14 protein-coding genes are annotated in these 17,469 nt (G+C 30.6%); all 14 read left to right on the top strand.

Going from position 1 to position 17,469, the window contains the following annotated elements:
• Positions 1-22: 22 nt before the first annotated feature.
• Positions 23-448, top strand: coding sequence for a VanZ family protein (locus tag ACTNBA_RS05780; protein ID WP_441072998.1), 426 nt, complete (start codon positions 23-25; stop codon positions 446-448).
• Complete coding sequence (locus tag ACTNBA_RS05775; protein ID WP_441072997.1) at positions 441-1,199, top strand: YdcF family protein; 759 nt, start codon at positions 441-443, stop codon at positions 1,197-1,199. The genes ACTNBA_RS05780 and ACTNBA_RS05775 overlap by 8 nt, the downstream gene beginning before the upstream one ends.
• A 96-nt stretch (positions 1,200-1,295) precedes the next feature.
• Complete coding sequence (locus ACTNBA_RS05770; RefSeq protein WP_441072996.1) at positions 1,296-2,243, top strand: ROK family protein; 948 nt, start codon at positions 1,296-1,298, stop codon at positions 2,241-2,243.
• A 257-nt stretch (positions 2,244-2,500) separates the two neighbouring features.
• On the top strand, positions 2,501-6,271 hold the full coding sequence (locus ACTNBA_RS05765) for a phosphoribosylformylglycinamidine synthase (protein ID WP_441072995.1): 3,771 nt from the start codon (positions 2,501-2,503) through the stop codon (positions 6,269-6,271).
• Between the two features lie 26 nt (positions 6,272-6,297).
• The gene (purE, locus tag ACTNBA_RS05760) at positions 6,298-6,777 is read left to right on the top strand and encodes a 5-(carboxyamino)imidazole ribonucleotide mutase (RefSeq protein WP_035132918.1); all 480 of its coding nucleotides are present in this window, start codon (positions 6,298-6,300) and stop codon (positions 6,775-6,777) included.
• Positions 6,777-7,478 (top strand): phosphoribosylaminoimidazolesuccinocarboxamide synthase, encoded by a 702-nt coding sequence (gene purC, locus ACTNBA_RS05755; RefSeq protein WP_035132920.1) that lies wholly within the window; start codon positions 6,777-6,779, stop codon positions 7,476-7,478. Before purE ends, purC begins: the two co-directional genes overlap by 1 nt.
• A gap of 39 nt (positions 7,479-7,517) precedes the next feature.
• The gene (gene purF / locus ACTNBA_RS05750) at positions 7,518-8,942 is read left to right on the top strand and encodes an amidophosphoribosyltransferase (RefSeq protein WP_035132922.1); all 1,425 of its coding nucleotides are present in this window, start codon (positions 7,518-7,520) and stop codon (positions 8,940-8,942) included.
• 16 nt (positions 8,943-8,958) lie between these two features.
• Entirely contained in the window at positions 8,959-9,957 is a 999-nt protein-coding gene (gene purM / locus ACTNBA_RS05745) for a phosphoribosylformylglycinamidine cyclo-ligase (protein WP_441072994.1), read from the top strand.
• A complete protein-coding gene (gene purN / locus ACTNBA_RS05740; protein WP_035132926.1) occupies positions 9,945-10,559 on the top strand; it encodes a phosphoribosylglycinamide formyltransferase in 615 nt (204 codons plus the stop codon). Before purM ends, purN begins: the two co-directional genes overlap by 13 nt.
• Before the next feature lie 4 nt (positions 10,560-10,563).
• The gene (gene purH, locus ACTNBA_RS05735) at positions 10,564-12,081 is read left to right on the top strand and encodes a bifunctional phosphoribosylaminoimidazolecarboxamide formyltransferase/IMP cyclohydrolase (protein WP_441073219.1); all 1,518 of its coding nucleotides are present in this window, start codon (positions 10,564-10,566) and stop codon (positions 12,079-12,081) included.
• A gap of 30 nt (positions 12,082-12,111) precedes the next feature.
• Positions 12,112-13,356, top strand: coding sequence for a phosphoribosylamine--glycine ligase (gene purD / locus ACTNBA_RS05730; protein ID WP_441072993.1), 1,245 nt, complete (start codon positions 12,112-12,114; stop codon positions 13,354-13,356).
• A 516-nt stretch (positions 13,357-13,872) separates the two neighbouring features.
• Positions 13,873-15,051 carry an O-antigen ligase family protein gene (locus tag ACTNBA_RS05725; RefSeq protein WP_441072992.1) on the top strand — a complete coding sequence of 393 codons (1,179 nt, stop codon included), beginning with the start codon at positions 13,873-13,875 and terminating at the stop codon, positions 15,049-15,051.
• Positions 15,052-15,322: 271 nt separating this feature from the next.
• Complete coding sequence (locus tag ACTNBA_RS05720; RefSeq protein ID WP_441072991.1) at positions 15,323-15,781, top strand: hypothetical protein; 459 nt, start codon at positions 15,323-15,325, stop codon at positions 15,779-15,781.
• Positions 15,782-15,918: 137 nt separating this feature from the next.
• Positions 15,919-17,388 carry an aminotransferase-like domain-containing protein gene (locus ACTNBA_RS05715; RefSeq protein WP_341349085.1) on the top strand — a complete coding sequence of 490 codons (1,470 nt, stop codon included), beginning with the start codon at positions 15,919-15,921 and terminating at the stop codon, positions 17,386-17,388.
• Positions 17,389-17,469 lie beyond the last annotated feature (81 nt).

Below are 17,469 nucleotides of genomic sequence, written 5' to 3'. Positions count from 1 at the left end.
TATTAAGAAAAAAAACATACTATTGCTTATAACTATTTTCTGGATTAGTTTTATATTTTATATGTCATCTCAACCAGCGGTGGAATCTTCAAGTTCTAGCTCTAGAATAGTAAATGCTATATTAGGTACTTTTAAATTAGATGAATCTAAGGAGGAAGTATTGACTGTGATAGTTAGGAAGGGAGCTCATTTTACAGAATATTTCATTTTGGGTGGTTTAGTTACTGTTACTTGTGGAGCTTTCAATAAGAAGAAAAATAACTCTTTTATTCTATTATCTTGTGTATTAGTGGCTTTAAGCGATGAGTTTTTGCAGAGTTTTATTATAGGTAGGAGCTCTGAAGTAAGAGATGTACTAATTGATTTTAGTGGTGTAGTTACATTCTTTATAGTAAATTATATGGCTACCCATATAAAAATAGTGAAAAGAGGACAATTTTATGAATAAGTTTAAATTATACAACATGTTTGTGTACTTAGGTTGGTTTGCTATTATATATTATTGTATTTTAAAGATATTTAACTTCCGTATAGCCTTTGCAGGGTTCTGGTTAATAGTAGCTATATTAAGTTATATAACTCATTGGATTTTAAAAAATAATCTTTTAGAAAATTCCTGGGGAAAAATATTAACTGCACTTGTTTCTATAGGTCTTATAATTTTTTTTGTATTGGAAGGATTAATTATATATACTGGCACTATTGAGGATGACCGTATTACAGATTATGTTTTAGTATTAGGCGCTGGAATAAATAAGGAACAAATATCTAAATCTTTACGTTTTAGGCTAGATAAAGCTATAGAATATAATAAAATCCATGATAATATACCTATTATAGTTAGTGGGGGCATGGGTAAAGATGAGGATATCACTGAAGCTCTTGCTATGAAGAGATATTTAGTAAGTAATGGAGTAGATGAGAATAATATTATAATGGAAGAAAAGTCTACTAATACCTATGAGAATTTTAAGTTTTCAAAAATAATAATGGAGAATAAAAGTAAAGAAAAGGACAATATAAGTGTTACCTTAATAACCAATAGATTCCACATGTTTAGAGCTAAGTACATAGGAATTAATACGGGATTAAAAATATATTGTTATAGTGCTAAAAATGAAATAGTTACATCATTGAATTTTTATGTAAGAGAAAGTTTTGCTTATATAAAGGAGTTAATTTATCATTATATAAAATAAAGTTAAACAGTAACTGTATGTTGATTTTATTATTGATAAATATTAACGTAATTAATTTAAGAATATGTATATTGGGATCTATAGGAGGAGATTTATATGTATATAGGAATAGATTTAGGGGGAACTAACGTAGGGATTGGTATTGTGGATAGTGAAAATAAGTTAATATTCAAAGATTCAATTCCTACTAAAAGAGAAGGTGGATTCAATGACATTATTGAAGATATAATAGCTTTGATTTCTAAGACTATAAATGTTAATAATATACCTAAATCTCATATACAAGGTATAGGAATAGGCATACCTGGAATAGTGGATCCTAAAAGCCAAATCATAATTGATTGTGTAAATCTCAGGTGGAACAATGTAGATATCAAGAGTGCTATTGAAGAGAAATTAAGTATTCCAGTTTTCGTAGGTAATGATGCTACTGTAGCTGGAGTAGCTGAATTGGTAGTTGGAGCTATGAAAGGCTATCATACGGGAGTTTTACTAACCTTAGGAACCGGTATTGGTGGAGGCATAATAATTAATGGACATGTATATGATGGGTTCCACGGAATAGGCTCTGAAATTGGGCATATGATAGTGGGGGAAAATTACTATAATTGCAATTGTGGGAGAAATGGATGTTTAGAAACTTTTTCCTCATCTACAGCTATAATAAAGCATGCAAGAAAACTGATTGAAGAAGGAAATGATTCAGCTATTATCACTGAAGTTAAAGGTAATTTAAATAGTATTGATGGAAAAGTTATATTTGACCAAGCTAAGGCAGGAGACAAGGTAGCTTGTAAAGTAATTGGTAGAATGACAAATTATTTAGCTATAGGAATTATGAATATTATTTCTATAATAGATCCTGAAGTTTTTGTCATAGGAGGTGGGTTATCAGCTGCAGGAAAGTATCTTATTTCTATGTTAAGGGAAAAAGTATCTCAAATAACTTATTATAAAGGTATGGATGTAGGAAAAATTTTATTATCTGACATTGGAAATGATGGTGGTATTATAGGAGCAGCTTCTCTGTGTAAATATAGATAAAAAATATATATTTAATAAAAGCATTTATGGATATAAATAGTATTCCATAGGTGCTTTTAATTTCGTTCACAATTTATTCATAAAATATTTCGAAAAAATCTAAAATTGAATTATATGTATAGCACATATAAAAAAAATATGAAATTTTCAAATAAAGGTTTATTTTTTTTGAAGTTTGTATTATTATATAAATAAAGACGAATAATAAATGTATTATATTATGTAATGTTCGTATATATTAAAGGGGGATACGTTAAATGAATAAAATATTCACCATTTATGTTGAAAAAAAATCAGAATTTAATAAGGATGCACAAGAATTATTAAGAGAAGTTAAAAACTTATTATCAATAAAAAGCATAAATGATATAAGGTTAATAAATAAATATGATATTTGTGGTATTACAAATGAAGAGTTGGAAGCAATAAAATATACGGTATTAAGTGAAAAGAATACCGATAATATATATGAGGAAAATATAGATTTAGAAGGAAGTAATTACTTTGTAGTTGAATACCATGAAGGCCAGTATGATCAAAGGGCTGATTCAGCAGCTCAATGTATTCAACTAATTACACAAAAGGAAGCTCCACAAGTTAAGACAGCGAAAGTAATAGCTTTATATGGAGAGGTTACCAAAGAAGAAATTAAAAAAATAAAGAATTATTATATAAATTCTGTAGATTCTAAGGAAAGTTCACTAAAGAAAAAAGAAATTATAATGGAAGATCAACAATTGCCATCAGAGGTAGAGATAATAGATGGATTTATAAATATGAATGAAAGTGAATTGCAGAATTTTTTAAAGGAAAAAGGGTTATCTTTAAGTATTGGAGATATAGTTCTTATAAGAGATCATTTTAAAAGAGAAGATAGAAATCCTACAATTACAGAAATAAAAGTATTAGATACTTATTGGTCAGATCACTGTAGACATACTACTTTTCAAAGAGTATTAACAGATGTAGATTTTGAGGAAGGAAAGTATATAGAGCCTGTTAAAAAAGGGTTCGAAGTATATAAGAACTACAGAAGAGAAGTATATAAAGATAGAGAAAAGCCAATAACTTTGATGGATATGGCAGTTATAGCTATGAAGAAGCTAAGAAAAGATGGAAAACTTGAAAAATTAGATCAATCTGAAGAGATAAATGCATGTAGTATAGTTATCGATGTGGATGTTAATGGTAAGCTAGAAAAGTATCTTCTAATGTTTAAAAATGAAACGCATAATCATCCAACAGAAATTGAACCTTTTGGAGGTGCCTCAACTTGTCTTGGAGGAGCTATAAGAGATCCACTATCAGGTAGAAGTTATGTATTTGGAGCTATGAGAATTACTGGTTCTGGAGACCCAAGAAAAGCAATAGAGGAAACTTTAGTAGGGAAGCTTCCACAAAGAAAGATTACTAAGGAAGCAGCAAAGGGATATAGTAGCTATGGAAATCAAATTGGACTTGCTACAGGATATGTAAGAGAAATTTATGATGAAGGGTATGTAGCTAAGAGAATGGAAGTGGGAGCAGTGATTGGAGCAGCTCCTGCAAAAAATGTTATTAGAGAAGTGCCAACTCCAGGAGATGTAGTAATATTACTTGGAGGAAGAACAGGAAGAGATGGAATTGGTGGAGCCTCAGGATCATCTAAGGAGCACAATGAAAAATCCATTGACAACTGTAGTTCAGAAGTTCAAAAGGGGAATGCACCTACAGAGAGAAAAATCCAGAGATTATTTAGAAAAAATGAAGTTACAACATTGATAAAGAGATGTAATGATTTTGGCGCTGGTGGAGTTTCTGTAGCAATTGGAGAACTTGCTGATGGAATTAAAATTAACTTAGATAAAGTTAAGAAAAAATATGAAGGTTTAGATGGAACTGAATTAGCTATATCAGAGTCACAAGAAAGAATGGCTGTAGTGGTTTCACAAAAAGATGTAAAGAAATTTATAACTCTTTGTGAGGAAGAAAATTTAGAAGCTACAGTAGTGGCAATGGTAACTGAAGAAAAATCCATGATTATTACATGGCAAGGAACAGAAATAGTTAATCTAAAGAGAGATTTCTTAGATACAAATGGTGCTAGTACTTATGGTAAGGTTCAGGTTACTGCACCAAAAGAAGAAGATAACTACTTTAATAAGAAAAATACGAAGTTATCACTAAAGGAAGCCTTTGAAGAATTGTCTAAGGACTTAAATGTGATGTCACAAAAGGGTCTTATGAATATATTTGACTCCACCATAGGAGGAAATACAGTATTAATGCCATATGGAGGAGAAACTCAAAGAACTCAAGTGGATGGGATGGTATTTAAGATACCAGTGGAAAATGGAGAGACTACTACTACAGCTTTAATGGCACATGGTTTTAATCCTAAAATTTCGAAATGGAGTCCCTTCCATGGAGCATTATATGCAGTGGTAGAGAGTGTTACTAAACTAGTAGCTTTAGGTGGAGATATAAATGGAATTTACCTTTCTTTCCAAGAGTATTTTGAAAAGTTAGGAGATGACCCTAAAAAGTGGGGAAAACCATTTGCAGCATTACTTGGAGGGCTATATGCACAGCATAATTTAGAAATAGCAGCAATAGGTGGAAAGGATAGTATGTCTGGAACATTTAAAGACCTAAAGGTTCCGCCTACATTAATAAGTTTTGCTGTAACTACAGGAAACATAGACAATACAATAAGTAATGACTTTAAGAAAGTTGGAAGTAAAGTTATAGTTGTAAATGCTCCTATGAAGGAAGATTTTACTCCAGATTTTAAAGTGTTAAATAATAACTATAGATTGGTAAGTGAACTAATAAAATCAAGTAAAATTTTATCAAGTGGAAGTGTAAATTATGGTGGTGCCATAGAAGCTATTTCTAAGATGTGCTTTGGAAATAACATAGGTATTAAATTAAATGAGAAAGTATCCATGGAGCAGCTTCAAGGATTTGGGTATGGATCTATCATACTAGAAGTTAACCAGAATTTTAATATGGATAATGAAAACATAATTTATCTTGGAGATACAATAGAAGAACATGCATTAGTAAGAATAAATGAAAAAATTAACCTAAATAAGTTAGCTAGTTCATATGAAGATGGCATTGAAGGAATTTTCAATAAAAACTACGGAAAAGATAAAATAAATCATCTTGAAATGAAGGACGAAATCTTAATTGATAGAAGCAAAAGAAATGAAAATTTAAAAGTATCACCAATGATTAAGATTGCAAAACCTAAGGTACTTATTCCGATTTTCCCTGGAACAAACTGTGAATATGATTGTGAGAGGGCGTTCTTAAAAGCAGGAGCGTTGGTTGAAACTGTAATATTTAACAATTTATCTCCTGAACATATAGGGCAATCTATATTAAATATGGAGAAAAGTATAAAAGAATCTCAAATAATTATGTTACCTGGAGGATTTTCAGCTGGAGATGAGCCAGATGGTTCAGGTAAGTTTATAAATGCCATATTTAGAAATGAAAGAGTTAAAAATGCTGTTATGGAGTTATTAAACAATAGAGATGGCTTGATGCTAGGAATTTGCAATGGATTCCAAGCTCTTATAAAACTAGGACTTGTACCTTATGGAGAAATAAGAGATATTGCTGAAGATAGCCCAACTTTAACCCATAATTTAATTGGAAGTCACCAAAGTACAATGGTAAATACTAAAATAGTGAGTAATAAATCACCATGGCTTAGTGAGTGTAATGAAGGTGAAATTTATAAAGTTCCAATTTCTCATGGTGAAGGAAGATTTGTTGCTAATGAAAATGTGGTAAGAGAATTATTTAAAAATGGTCAGGTTGCAACTCAGTATGTAGATAATAGCGGTAATCCAACCTATGATATAAACTTTAATCCAAATGGATCTATATATGCAATTGAAGGAATCACAAGTATAGATGGAAGAGTATTTGGAAAGATGGCTCATAGCGAGAGAGTAGGAAATGGTGTTATTAAAAATGTATTAGGTGAACATGATATGAAAATCTTCCAGAGTGGAGTTAAGTATTTTAAATAAGATTTGTAGATGTGGAGGAGAATTAAATGAAGGTAGCAATTATATTTGGAAGTAAATCAGACACAGAGGTAATGAGAGGTGCAGCGAAATGCTTAAGAGAATTTAATATCCCTTTCGAAGCTCATGTGTTGTCAGCTCATAGGGTGCCAGAAAAATTAACAGAAGTTTTAAAAAAGCTAGAGGAAGAAGGCTGTGAAGCAATTATAGCTGGAGCAGGGCTAGCAGCTCATCTTCCAGGAGTTATAGCTTCAAAAACTATTATACCAGTAATAGGGGTTCCAATAAATGCAGCTATAAATGGCGTGGACTCTCTTTATTCAATAGTACAGATGCCAAAATCAATTCCAGTGGCTACTGTAGGAATAAATAATAGTTATAACGGTGGAATGATGGCAGTACAAATGCTTTCAGTAAAGTACCCAGAAATTAAAGATAAATTAAAGGAATATAGAAAAAATATGAAAGAAAATTTTATAAAGGAAAATGAAGCGGGGGTAGAATTATAATGGATATGAAAAATTTTATTTATGAAGGAAAAGCAAAGAGAATATTTAAAACTGAAAAGGAAGATGAAGTACTTGTTTACTACAAGGATGATGCAACAGCTTTTAATGGTGAGAAGAAGGCATCAATAGCTTCAAAGGGAATACTAAATAATACTATCAGTTCCATAATCTTTGAAATGTTAAAAGAAAAAGGAATAAAGACTCACTTTGTTGAAAAAATTAGTGATAGAGAACAAATATGTAAGAAGGTAGATATAATTCCACTAGAAGTTATAGTTAGAAATATAGCTGCTGGAAGTATGGCTAAGAGATATGGGGTTGAAGAGGGTACAGAGCTTAAGAATACAGTACTTGAAATTAGTTATAAAAATGATGATTTAGGAGACCCTTTAATGAATGACTATCATGCTATGGCCTTAGGAATAGTTACAAAAGAGGAACTAGATTATATATATGACCAAGCTTCTAAAGTAAATAAAATACTTACTGAATTTTTCTTGAATCAAGATATAAAATTAGTAGATTTTAAATTGGAATTTGGAAAACTTAATGGACAAATATTACTAGCAGATGAAGTTTCTCCAGATACATGTAGATTATGGGATCTTAAAACAGGAGAAAAGCTTGATAAAGATAGATTTAGAAGAGAACTAGGAGATTTAGTAGAAGGATATACAAAGGTGCTTGAAAGAATTAAGTAATTAATCATTGGCAAGAGTATTATTTAGGAGGAAACAGTAATGGATTTTAAGTTTAAGGCTTCTAGTTACGATGGATATGAGTGTTATGATGAAGATAAATTTCATGATGAGTGTGGGGTATATGGTATATATAGTAAAAAGGATAATTTAGATGTGGCAAAAAGGACATACTATGGTCTTTATGCCCTTCAACATAGAGGTCAAGAAAGCGCAGGAATAGCAACTTTTGATGGAAGCGATATGAATTGCCATAAGGATATGGGTCTTGTATCTGAAATATTTAGTAAGAAAACCCTAAAGGAATTAAAGGGATATGGTGCAATTGGGCATGTAAGATATTCTACAGCAGGCGGAAGTTCATTAAAAAATGCTCAACCACTTATGGGTAAATTTAAGCTAGGAAACATTGCAATAGCTCACAATGGAAATTTAACTAATGCTGATATCATTAAAGAACTGTTAGAAGAATCAGGGTGTATGTTTCAAACATCTACTGATACTGAGGTAATTATAAACCTTATTTCTAGAGGTGCTAAGAAAGGTATACTTCAAAGTGTAATTGATTCTATGCAAGCAATAAAAGGTTCCTTTGCTATTGTAATATTAACTGAAAATGAGTTAATAGGAGTCAGAGATCCTTATGGAATTAGACCACTATGCCTTGGTAAAATAAATGAAAGTTATGTATTAGCATCAGAAAGTTGTGCACTTAATGCTACAGGTGCTGAATTTATAAGAGATGTTGAGCCTGGTGAAGTAGTTGTAATTAATGAAGAAGGTGTAAAATCCATAAAGTTTGGTGAAAAATCTAAGCTTGCCACCTGTTCTTTTGAATATATATATTTTGCAAGACCGGATAGTGTTATAGATGGAATTAGTGTTAATAATTCTAGATATAAAGCAGGAATTAAGCTTTATGAAGTGGCACCTGTGGAAGCTGATATAGTAGTTGGGGTACCAGATTCAGGAATGTCAGCTGCAATGGGATATGCAAAGGCATCAGGTATACCTATAGATATGGCACTTATTAAGAATAAGTACATTGGAAGAACTTTTATAGCCCCAACGCAAGAAGAGAGAGAAGCTTCTGTAAATGTTAAGCTTAATGTGATAAAAGAAAATGTTTTTGGTAAAAGAGTGGTTTTAATAGATGATTCTATAGTACGTGGAACCACAAGTAAGAGATTGGTAACTATGCTTAAGGAAGCTGGGGCTTCAGAAGTTCATTTTAGAGTTTGCTCTCCTATGGTTAAATATCCTTGTTATTATGGTATAGATATACCTTACAGAAGTCAGCTTATAGGTGAGAAAATGAATGAAAAAGAAATAGGGGAAGTTATTGGAGCAGATAGCCTAGTCTATCTTTCAAAAGAAAACTTATTAGAATGTCTTGATAGTGACCATGGATTTTGTTGTGGATGTTTTGATGGAGAGTATCCAATATCAGCACCAGTTAAATTTTAGTAAGGAGTGATATAGAATGATAACATATAAAGATGCAGGGGTTAATATAGAAGAAGGTTATAAAGCGGTAAAACTTATGAAAGAATATACAGCAAGAACTTTAACTTCATCGGTTTTAAATGGGATTGGAAGTTTTGCTGGAATGGTAAAACTACCGGAAGGATATAAAAAACCTGTACTAGTTTCAGGTACTGATGGAGTAGGGACTAAGATTGAAATTGCAATCAAGCTTAAAAAATTTGATACAGTAGGGATAGACTGTGTAGCTATGTGTGTTAATGATATTCTATGTCATGGTGCTAAGCCTTTATTTTTCCTAGATTATATTGCTTGTGGAAAATTAGATTCTCTAATAGCTAGTGATATTGTAAAAGGTGTTAGTGAAGGATGTCTACAAAGTTATGCTTCACTTATTGGAGGAGAAACAGCAGAAATGCCAGGAATGTATAATTTAGGAGATTATGATCTTGCAGGATTTGCTGTTGGTATTGTAGATGAAGATGAAATTATAGATGGAAGTAAAATTAAAGAAGGGGATGCACTTATAGGCATAACTTCTTCTGGTGTACACAGTAATGGCTATTCCCTTGTAAGAAAAGTTGTTGAGAATTATGATGAAGTCCTTGAAGGAAGAACCATAGGAGAAATTCTATTAGAACCAACAAAGATATATGTTAAGCCCGTATTATTACTTATGAAGAAATTTGATATCCATGGAATGTCACATATAACTGGCGGTGGATTTTATGAAAATGTACCAAGAATGTTTAAAGATAACTTTACAGCAGAGATAAAAAAGGATTCTTTCCCAAGACAACCTATATTCCAATATTTAATTAATAAAGGCGTAGACGAGTATCATATGTTTAATACATTTAACATGGGAATAGGTATGGTTCTTGCGGTAGATAGCTCTGTTAAAAATGATGTGATTAATGAACTTAAAGCTCTTGGAGAAGAAGCTTATGAAATAGGTAAAGTACAAACTGGAGGTGGAGGAGTTTGCTTAATATAGCAGTATTAGTTTCGGGTGGAGGAACTAATCTCCAGTCTATCATTGATAACATTAAAAATGGATATTTAAAAGATGTAAATATTAAGTATGTCATAAGTGATAGAGAAGGAACCTATGGAATAGAAAGAGCTAGAGCACACAATATTGATACTTTAGTCTTAGATAGAAAGATATATAAGAAAGAGCTAAGCAATAAAATTTATGAAGTATTAAAGGATAAGGTGGATTTAATTGTTCTTGCGGGATATTTGTCAATTATATCATCTCCTTTAGTAGATGGTTTTAAGGAGAAAATAATTAATATTCATCCTTCACTTATTCCAAGCTTTTGTGGAAAAGGAATGTATGGAATTAAAGTTCATGAAGCTGCAATAGATTATGGTGTAAAAGTTAGTGGATGTACAGTACATTTTGTAGATGAAAATACAGATACAGGAGCTATAATTATCCAGAATGTAGTAAATGTAAAATCAGATGACACTCCAGAAAAGCTACAAAAAAGAATATTAGAAGAAGAACATAAAGCTTTGCCATTAGCTATAAAGCTTATGAGTGAGCATAAGATTTTTATAGAGGATAGAAAAGTTATTATAAAGGAGTAATGGAATTATGAAAAGAGCTTTAATAAGTGTTTATGATAAGAATGGAATTGTAGAGTTTACAAAATTCTTAGTAGAGCATGGGATAGAAGTTATATCTACTGGTGGTACCTATAGTCTTTTAAAGAAAAATAACATAGAAGTTAAAGAAGTAGCAGAAGTTACAAAGGCAGCAGAAATGTTAGATGGAAGAGTAAAAACACTACACCCTGTAGTTCATGGAGGTATCCTTGCTATTAGAGATAATGAGGAGCACATGAAGACTTTAAAAGAAAGAGAAATAAAAACTATAGATTTAGTATGTGTTAATCTATATCCTTTCTTTGAAAAAGCTAATGAGGGATTAACCTTTGAAGAAACAGTAGAATTTATAGATATAGGTGGTCCAACTATGCTTAGAAGTGCTGCTAAAAACTTTAAAGATGTGGTAGTAATAAGTGATGTAGAAGATTATAAAATAGTTATGGAGGAAATGAAGGAAAGTGGAGAAGTTTCCTTGGAAACTCGTAAATATCTTGCTATGAAGGTATTTAACTTAACCACAGCTTATGATAGTGCAATATGTGAATACTTATTAAACCACATGGAGAATAAGGATAAGCATTCAAATAAGTATTTATCCTTATCTTATGAAAAAATGGAAGATTTAAGATATGGAGAAAATCCTCATCAAGAAGCTTCTGTATTTACTAATACAAATAAAACTGGAATGCTTAATAATATTGTAATATTAAATGGTAAGGCACTTTCTTACAATAATATAAAGGATATGGATATAGCTTGGAAAGTGGTAAATGAATTTGAAGAAATTACCTGTTGTGCTTTAAAACATAATACACCATGCGGAGTTGCGGTGGGTGATTCTGCTTTAGACGCTTATAGTAAAGCATATAGTTGTGATAATGTTTCAATTTTTGGAGGTATAGTAGCCATTAATACTAAAGTAACTAAAGAGGCAGCAGAAGAAATGAAAAAAACTTTCTTAGAAATTGTTATTGCGCCTGAGTTCGAAGAAGAAGCTTTAGAAGTACTTAAAACAAAGAAAAATCTAAGAGTTATAAAATGTACGAGTAAACCAAGTGATAAAAAAGAAGTTATTTCTGTAGATGGAGGTATATTAGTACAGGATGTAGATAAAAAGCTTTATGAGGAATTAAAAGTAGTTACAAAAGCAAACCCTTCAAAGGAACATATGAGTGATATGATATTTGGAATGAAGGTTTGTAAATATGTAAAGTCCAATGCTATAGTAGTAGTTAAGGATGGTATGGCCAAGGGAATAGCTGGTGGACAAGTTAATAGAATTTGGGCTACAACTCAAGCTATAGATAGAGCTGGAGATGGAGTAATCCTTGCTTCTGATGGGTTCTTCCCATTTAGAGATTGTGTAGATGAAGCTAGTAAACATAATATAAAAGGAATAATTCAGCCAGGTGGATCTATGAGAGACAATGAGAGCATTGAGGCATGCAATGAGTATGGCATACCTATGATTTTATCAGGAATGAGACATTTTAAACATTAGTATCCTATAAGTTAAACTGGAGGTGATTTTATGAAAATTTTAGTCATAGGAAATGGTGGAAGAGAACATGCTATAGCATGGAAGCTCGGTGAGAGTGATAAGGTTTCAAAGATATATTGTGCTCCAGGAAATGGTGGTACTTCTATGGAACATAAATGTGAAAATATTAATTTAACAGATAATGATAAACTTCTAAAATTTGCTTTAGAAAATTCTATAGATTTAACTGTAGTTGGACCAGAAGTATACCTATGTAATGGTATAGTAGATTTATTTAAAAGTCACAATCTAAAAATATTTGGACCTAGTAAGAAAGCGGCAACTCTTGAAGGAAGCAAAACCTTTGCTAAGGAATTTATGAAAAAATATGGAGTGAAAACTGCAGCTTATGAAGCTTTTAAAGATTCAAAGAAGGCTTTAGAGTATTTGGAAAAGGCTGAATATCCAATAGTTATAAAAGCTGATGGACTTGCTGCAGGTAAGGGCGTTGTTATAGCTGAAACTAAGGAAGAAGGAATTTTAGCCATTAATGATTTCATGGTTAATGATACTTTTGGAGGAGCGGGTAAGGAAATTATAATTGAAGAATTCTTACCAGGTGTAGAAGCTTCAATATTGAGTATTACAGATGGAAATACTATAATTCCATTTATATCATCCAAGGATCATAAAACTATATTTGAGGATAATAAGGGGCCTAATACAGGTGGAATGGGAACTGTGGCTCCAAACCCATACTGTAGTGAAGGTGTTTTAAAAGACTTTCAAGAGGATATTTTAAAGCCAACTCTTAAGGGGATACAGGAAGAAAATCTAGATTATATAGGAATAATATTCTTTGGATTGATGATTTGCGAAAAAGGAGTATATCTTTTAGAGTATAATGTTAGAATGGGTGATCCAGAAACACAGGTGGTGTTACCTCTTATGGAGAGTTATTTTATTGATATAATTGAAGCTGCAATAGAAGGAAAACTTAGTGATGATATAGTTAAGTTTAAAAATAAGACAGCTTGTTGTGTTATAGGCTCTTCGAAAGGATATCCGGGGAGATATGAAAAAGGTGAGTTAATTACAGGTATTGATAGTTGCAGTGAAAAGGTATTTATTGCTGGAGCTGATTCCATATATAATAAATTAATTACTAATGGTGGTAGAGTTTTAGGAGTTACAGCTCTTGGAGATAATCTAGAAGAGGCAAGAGAAAAGGCTTATAAAGGGATATTACAAGTAAATTTTAATGGAATGTATTATAGAAAAGATATAGGTAAATAAATACTGAAATAAGAAAATGCTAAGGAGGTGGAATATAACTACTCCTTAGCATTTTTATTTATATACTCACTATATTATATATTTATAGTCTTTGTGAAAATTTCAGAAAATGGTTTTCATCAGTAAAACTACATTTATTTAAAATCTAGTTTTGGAGTAGTCTTGATTGTAAAATAGTTAAAGAAAAGAGAAAAGGGTATAATTTTATTAATTTAAGGTATATGAAGTAACTTTAAATCCTATAATATACAGTGAGGAAGTTCTTACGAATTTATTACAATATGTTTTTTATGTTGAAATAAATAAGTACATAATGTATTATAATCAATGTGTATAGTTATGTATTAAAAAATATATATACCAAAATATGTAAAAAGTATTAACAAAATTAGAAAAAATGTGTAAAATATATATAGAGGATTTTAAGAACACATTATTATGTAAAACTATAAAATAATTTCCATGAATATAATAACATATTATATATGGAAGAATAGAAAAATAAAGGTGAAGATTATGTTTAATTTAATATTATTAATTATTATGTCTCCATATACTGCATTATTTACCGGAGTATATACTACTTATAGAGTTATAAAGATGAGAGAGGAAATACAGAAAAATAGTTGGAATATGGGATTGGTTCTTTTGTTTCTTTGGTCTCTATTAGCTGGACTTCTTAATAAAAGTATTATGTCTGCCGCTGTTTCAATAGTTTTTTTCTTATATTTTACTATAAGTGTAGTATTACAAAATTATTGCAAGACAGAAGAAAAATTGGAAATAATATGTAATTATTTAATTAAGTTTTCAATTTTTTCGGGAATTGTTGGAATTATAGAAAAGGTTACTTTTGCATATTTTCCAATGGAACTGTGGAAAAAAATTTTAGGTGTACCGTTGGAGGTTTCAACTAATCATAGAATTTTTAGTACTTTTGGAAATCCGAACATAGCTGGAGATTGGTTTGCTATTATGATGATAATGGCCATATACTATGCTTCTAATAGTAAAAGTGTTAAGGTGAAGTTGTCATATTATAGTGCTACAGCTCTATTTTTAATAAATCTTTGTTTAACTGGCTCAAGAGGGGTTTTTATTGGATTTATGTTTGGATTAGTTTCCCTATTACTATTGAAAATAAAAAGAAATAAGAGTGATATAATAATAATTATATCTATTTTATTAGTTATAGGTGTAGTAGGGTTTACACCTCCAAAGGTATCTGATATATCTCAAGAGATTACTGGTCATCAGATTGAGAGGTCTTTTGACACTAGAGAAGAAATATGGTTAGGATCTTTAAGGATGATAGAAGAGAAACCATTGACTGGTTGGGGAATGTTAGGAACTATAGAGCATGGTAATGAATTCTCAAGGTATAGTCGTGTCATTAATCATTCTCATAATATATGGCTATCATTATTAACTTCTTTAGGAGTAATCGGACTTTTAATTTACTTATATATAAGAGCAAATATTTATAAAGATTTAATATATCTTTATAAATCTGGATATAGTAGTGTAGCGTTACTAATGGCAATACAGGTAGTTGTTTTAGTTCATGGAGTAATTGATTTTACAATAATAACTCCACAAATAGGAATACTATTTATTGGATCATCATCTATAGTCACAGCTCTAGCAAAAGAAAGTGTTAGTGTGTTTTCAAAAAGAAGAAGTATAGCTGTATAGTTATTAAGTTTTGTAAAAGCTTTTATGAAGAAGTTTATTCTCATAAAAGTTTTTTTTATATATTAGAGCTTAAGTAAAGGCTAAGTACAGGATTTTCATTTATTAAAGTTATATATGTAATTAGTATAATAGATTAATTTATATTGTTGTATTAATATTACCAATAAGTAATATTATACTTATCAATAATTAGTATTGGTAAATTGCTATATAAAGCAATAAAATGAAATTAAGAAATTTATAACAAGGTTTTAATAGGGGGCATTACATTATGAATCTAGAGTATTTAAAAGAGCTGGAACAGCCTATTAGAGAAAAATTGATGAGAGAAGAGTTGGGGGAAGAAAAGTGTAAAATAATTGACAAGTTCAATTTACATCCCAATGAAAACTTATATTGGGAAAGAGTAGAGCCCAAATACCCTAATCAAGAATATTTTAGTCATAAACTAGCAACGAAGAGTACGCCTATAGGGATAATATTTCATATAAATAGATTATGTTATGCAAAAACTAAATATTTTGAACAGAATTGGGATAAATTTGTTCCATGTATATATAGTTATATAAATAATTTTGTAGAAACGGAAATTTATAATATGGAGTATATCAAACATAAAAGTACAGGTTTAATTCTAGATTTGCGAGAACTTGCAAAAATTCATTGGATAGATGATTTCAGAGCCATATGTACTTACTTAGAAGAGAAAGAGATAGAAATGCAATCATAATAGGAAAATTAAATTTATAAGAGCTTAGTTATCATCAGATAATTAAGCTCTATTCTTATAAATGACTATAAAAGAAGAAATATTTAGGTTAATATATTAAATAGATAAGCAAATACATTTAATAGTATATTATTATCTTGAAAGGAGAGATAAATATAATAAATATAGATTGGAAGCCGGATAAAAACTTAAATAAGCCTCTATATATTCAAATTGTAGAGTACTTTAAGGAGAAAATAAATGGAGGAGAATGGCAAGTCGGATTCATGATTCCTACGCAACGAGAATTAGCTAAAATTTTTAATGTAAATAGAAGTACTATTGTTTCAGCTATAGATGAGTTAAAGGCAGAAGGAATCTTAGAGGGTAAGGGAAAGGGTGGAACTAAAATAGTAAATAATGTATCACCTTTATTATCTAATATACAACCAGATTGGAAGTCCTATATTGATGAAGGCATTCATATCCCTAATGTTAAGACTATTAAGAAAATCAATACCCTTGAGTTTAGAGAAGATTATATACGATTGAGCACTGGAGAACCATCATCAGAATTATTTCCAAAAGAAGATATGAAAATAATATTAAATGAAGTAGCAAAGGATATGGATAATTTAGGATATGAAAGTCCCAGTGGAACTATGTATCTTAGGCAGCAAGTAAGTAATTATTTAAAGACAATTGGCATATATGCATCACCAGGTTCTATACTTATTGTTTCTGGAGCTTTGCAAGCAATGCAGCTAATTTCTATGGGATTATTGCAAAAGGGTTCTACTGTATTGTTAGAAAATCCTTCTTATATGTACTCACTTCAAATATTTCAGTCATTAGATATGAGAAGAAGTGGTATACCTATGGATAATGAAGGAGTTATGGCTAATTTAATTCCAGATTACATAAAAAAACATGTTCCATCTATACTATATACTATACCAAATTTTCAAAATCCTACTTCTATAGTCATGTCAGAAAAAAGAAGAAAAGAGTTGATAAAGGTTTGTCAGAAAGAAAAGTTACCTATTATTGAAGATGATGTATATAGGGAGCTTTGGATTGACGCTCCACCACCGGACCCTATTAAGAGTATAGACACTAATGGATTGGTATTATATGTAGGGAGTGTATCAAAGACATTATGTCCAGGATTAAGAATTGGTTGGATTGTGGGACCAGAACCAGTAATTGAACGATTAGGTGATATAAAGATGCAAACTGATTATGGTTCTAGCTCTTTATCGCAACTTACTGTGGGTAAGTGGCTAGAAACGGGATTGTATGAAAATCATTTAAAAGAGATAAGAAGTCAATTAACTATAAGAAGAGATGTAACAATAAATGCCTTAAATAGATACTTTAAGGATATAGCTACTTGGGAAATACCCTCAGGGGGTTATTATGTTTGGATTACTTTAAAGTATAAAATAGGTATGTATAAGCTTTTTGATGAAGCATGTAAAATGGGAATTTTATTGTATCCTGGATATATATATGATGCTAATTTTAACAATTCTTTGAGAATATCTTTTTCCTATGCACCTATAGAAGAGCTAGAGGAAGGTTTATTAAAACTATCATTGCTTATTAAAGAATTAGTTAGAAGGTAAGAACTCTGTTTAGCGCGATTAAGCAATCAGCTAAATTTAGAATTATATTTGTTTAATTACTCATAACATAATTATATGGTT

It is taken from the genome of Clostridium sulfidigenes (assembly GCF_052067195.1).
GTDB lineage: Bacteria > Bacillota > Clostridia > Clostridiales > Clostridiaceae > Clostridium_J > Clostridium_J sulfidigenes.
The sequence above is the reverse complement of the archived record's forward strand: the minus strand, read 5'-3'. Positions and strand labels throughout refer to the sequence as shown.

Excerpts from the sequence above, each read along its gene's own strand:
- ACTNBA_RS05775 (WP_441072997.1), top strand. The coding sequence starts at position 441 with ATGAATAAGTTTAAATTATACAACATGTTTGTGTACTTAGGTTGGTTT.
- ACTNBA_RS05770 (WP_441072996.1), top strand. The coding sequence starts at position 1,296 with ATGTATATAGGAATAGATTTAGGGGGAACTAACGTAGGGATTGGTATT.
- ACTNBA_RS05765 (WP_441072995.1), top strand. The coding sequence starts at position 2,501 with ATGAATAAAATATTCACCATTTATGTTGAAAAAAAATCAGAATTTAAT.
- purE (WP_035132918.1), top strand. The coding sequence starts at position 6,298 with ATGAAGGTAGCAATTATATTTGGAAGTAAATCAGACACAGAGGTAATG.
- purC (WP_035132920.1), top strand. The coding sequence starts at position 6,777 with ATGGATATGAAAAATTTTATTTATGAAGGAAAAGCAAAGAGAATATTT.
- purF (WP_035132922.1), top strand. The coding sequence starts at position 7,518 with ATGGATTTTAAGTTTAAGGCTTCTAGTTACGATGGATATGAGTGTTAT.
- purM (WP_441072994.1), top strand. The coding sequence starts at position 8,959 with ATGATAACATATAAAGATGCAGGGGTTAATATAGAAGAAGGTTATAAA.
- purD (WP_441072993.1), top strand. The coding sequence starts at position 12,112 with ATGAAAATTTTAGTCATAGGAAATGGTGGAAGAGAACATGCTATAGCA.
- ACTNBA_RS05725 (WP_441072992.1), top strand. The coding sequence starts at position 13,873 with ATGTTTAATTTAATATTATTAATTATTATGTCTCCATATACTGCATTA.
- ACTNBA_RS05720 (WP_441072991.1), top strand. The coding sequence starts at position 15,323 with ATGAATCTAGAGTATTTAAAAGAGCTGGAACAGCCTATTAGAGAAAAA.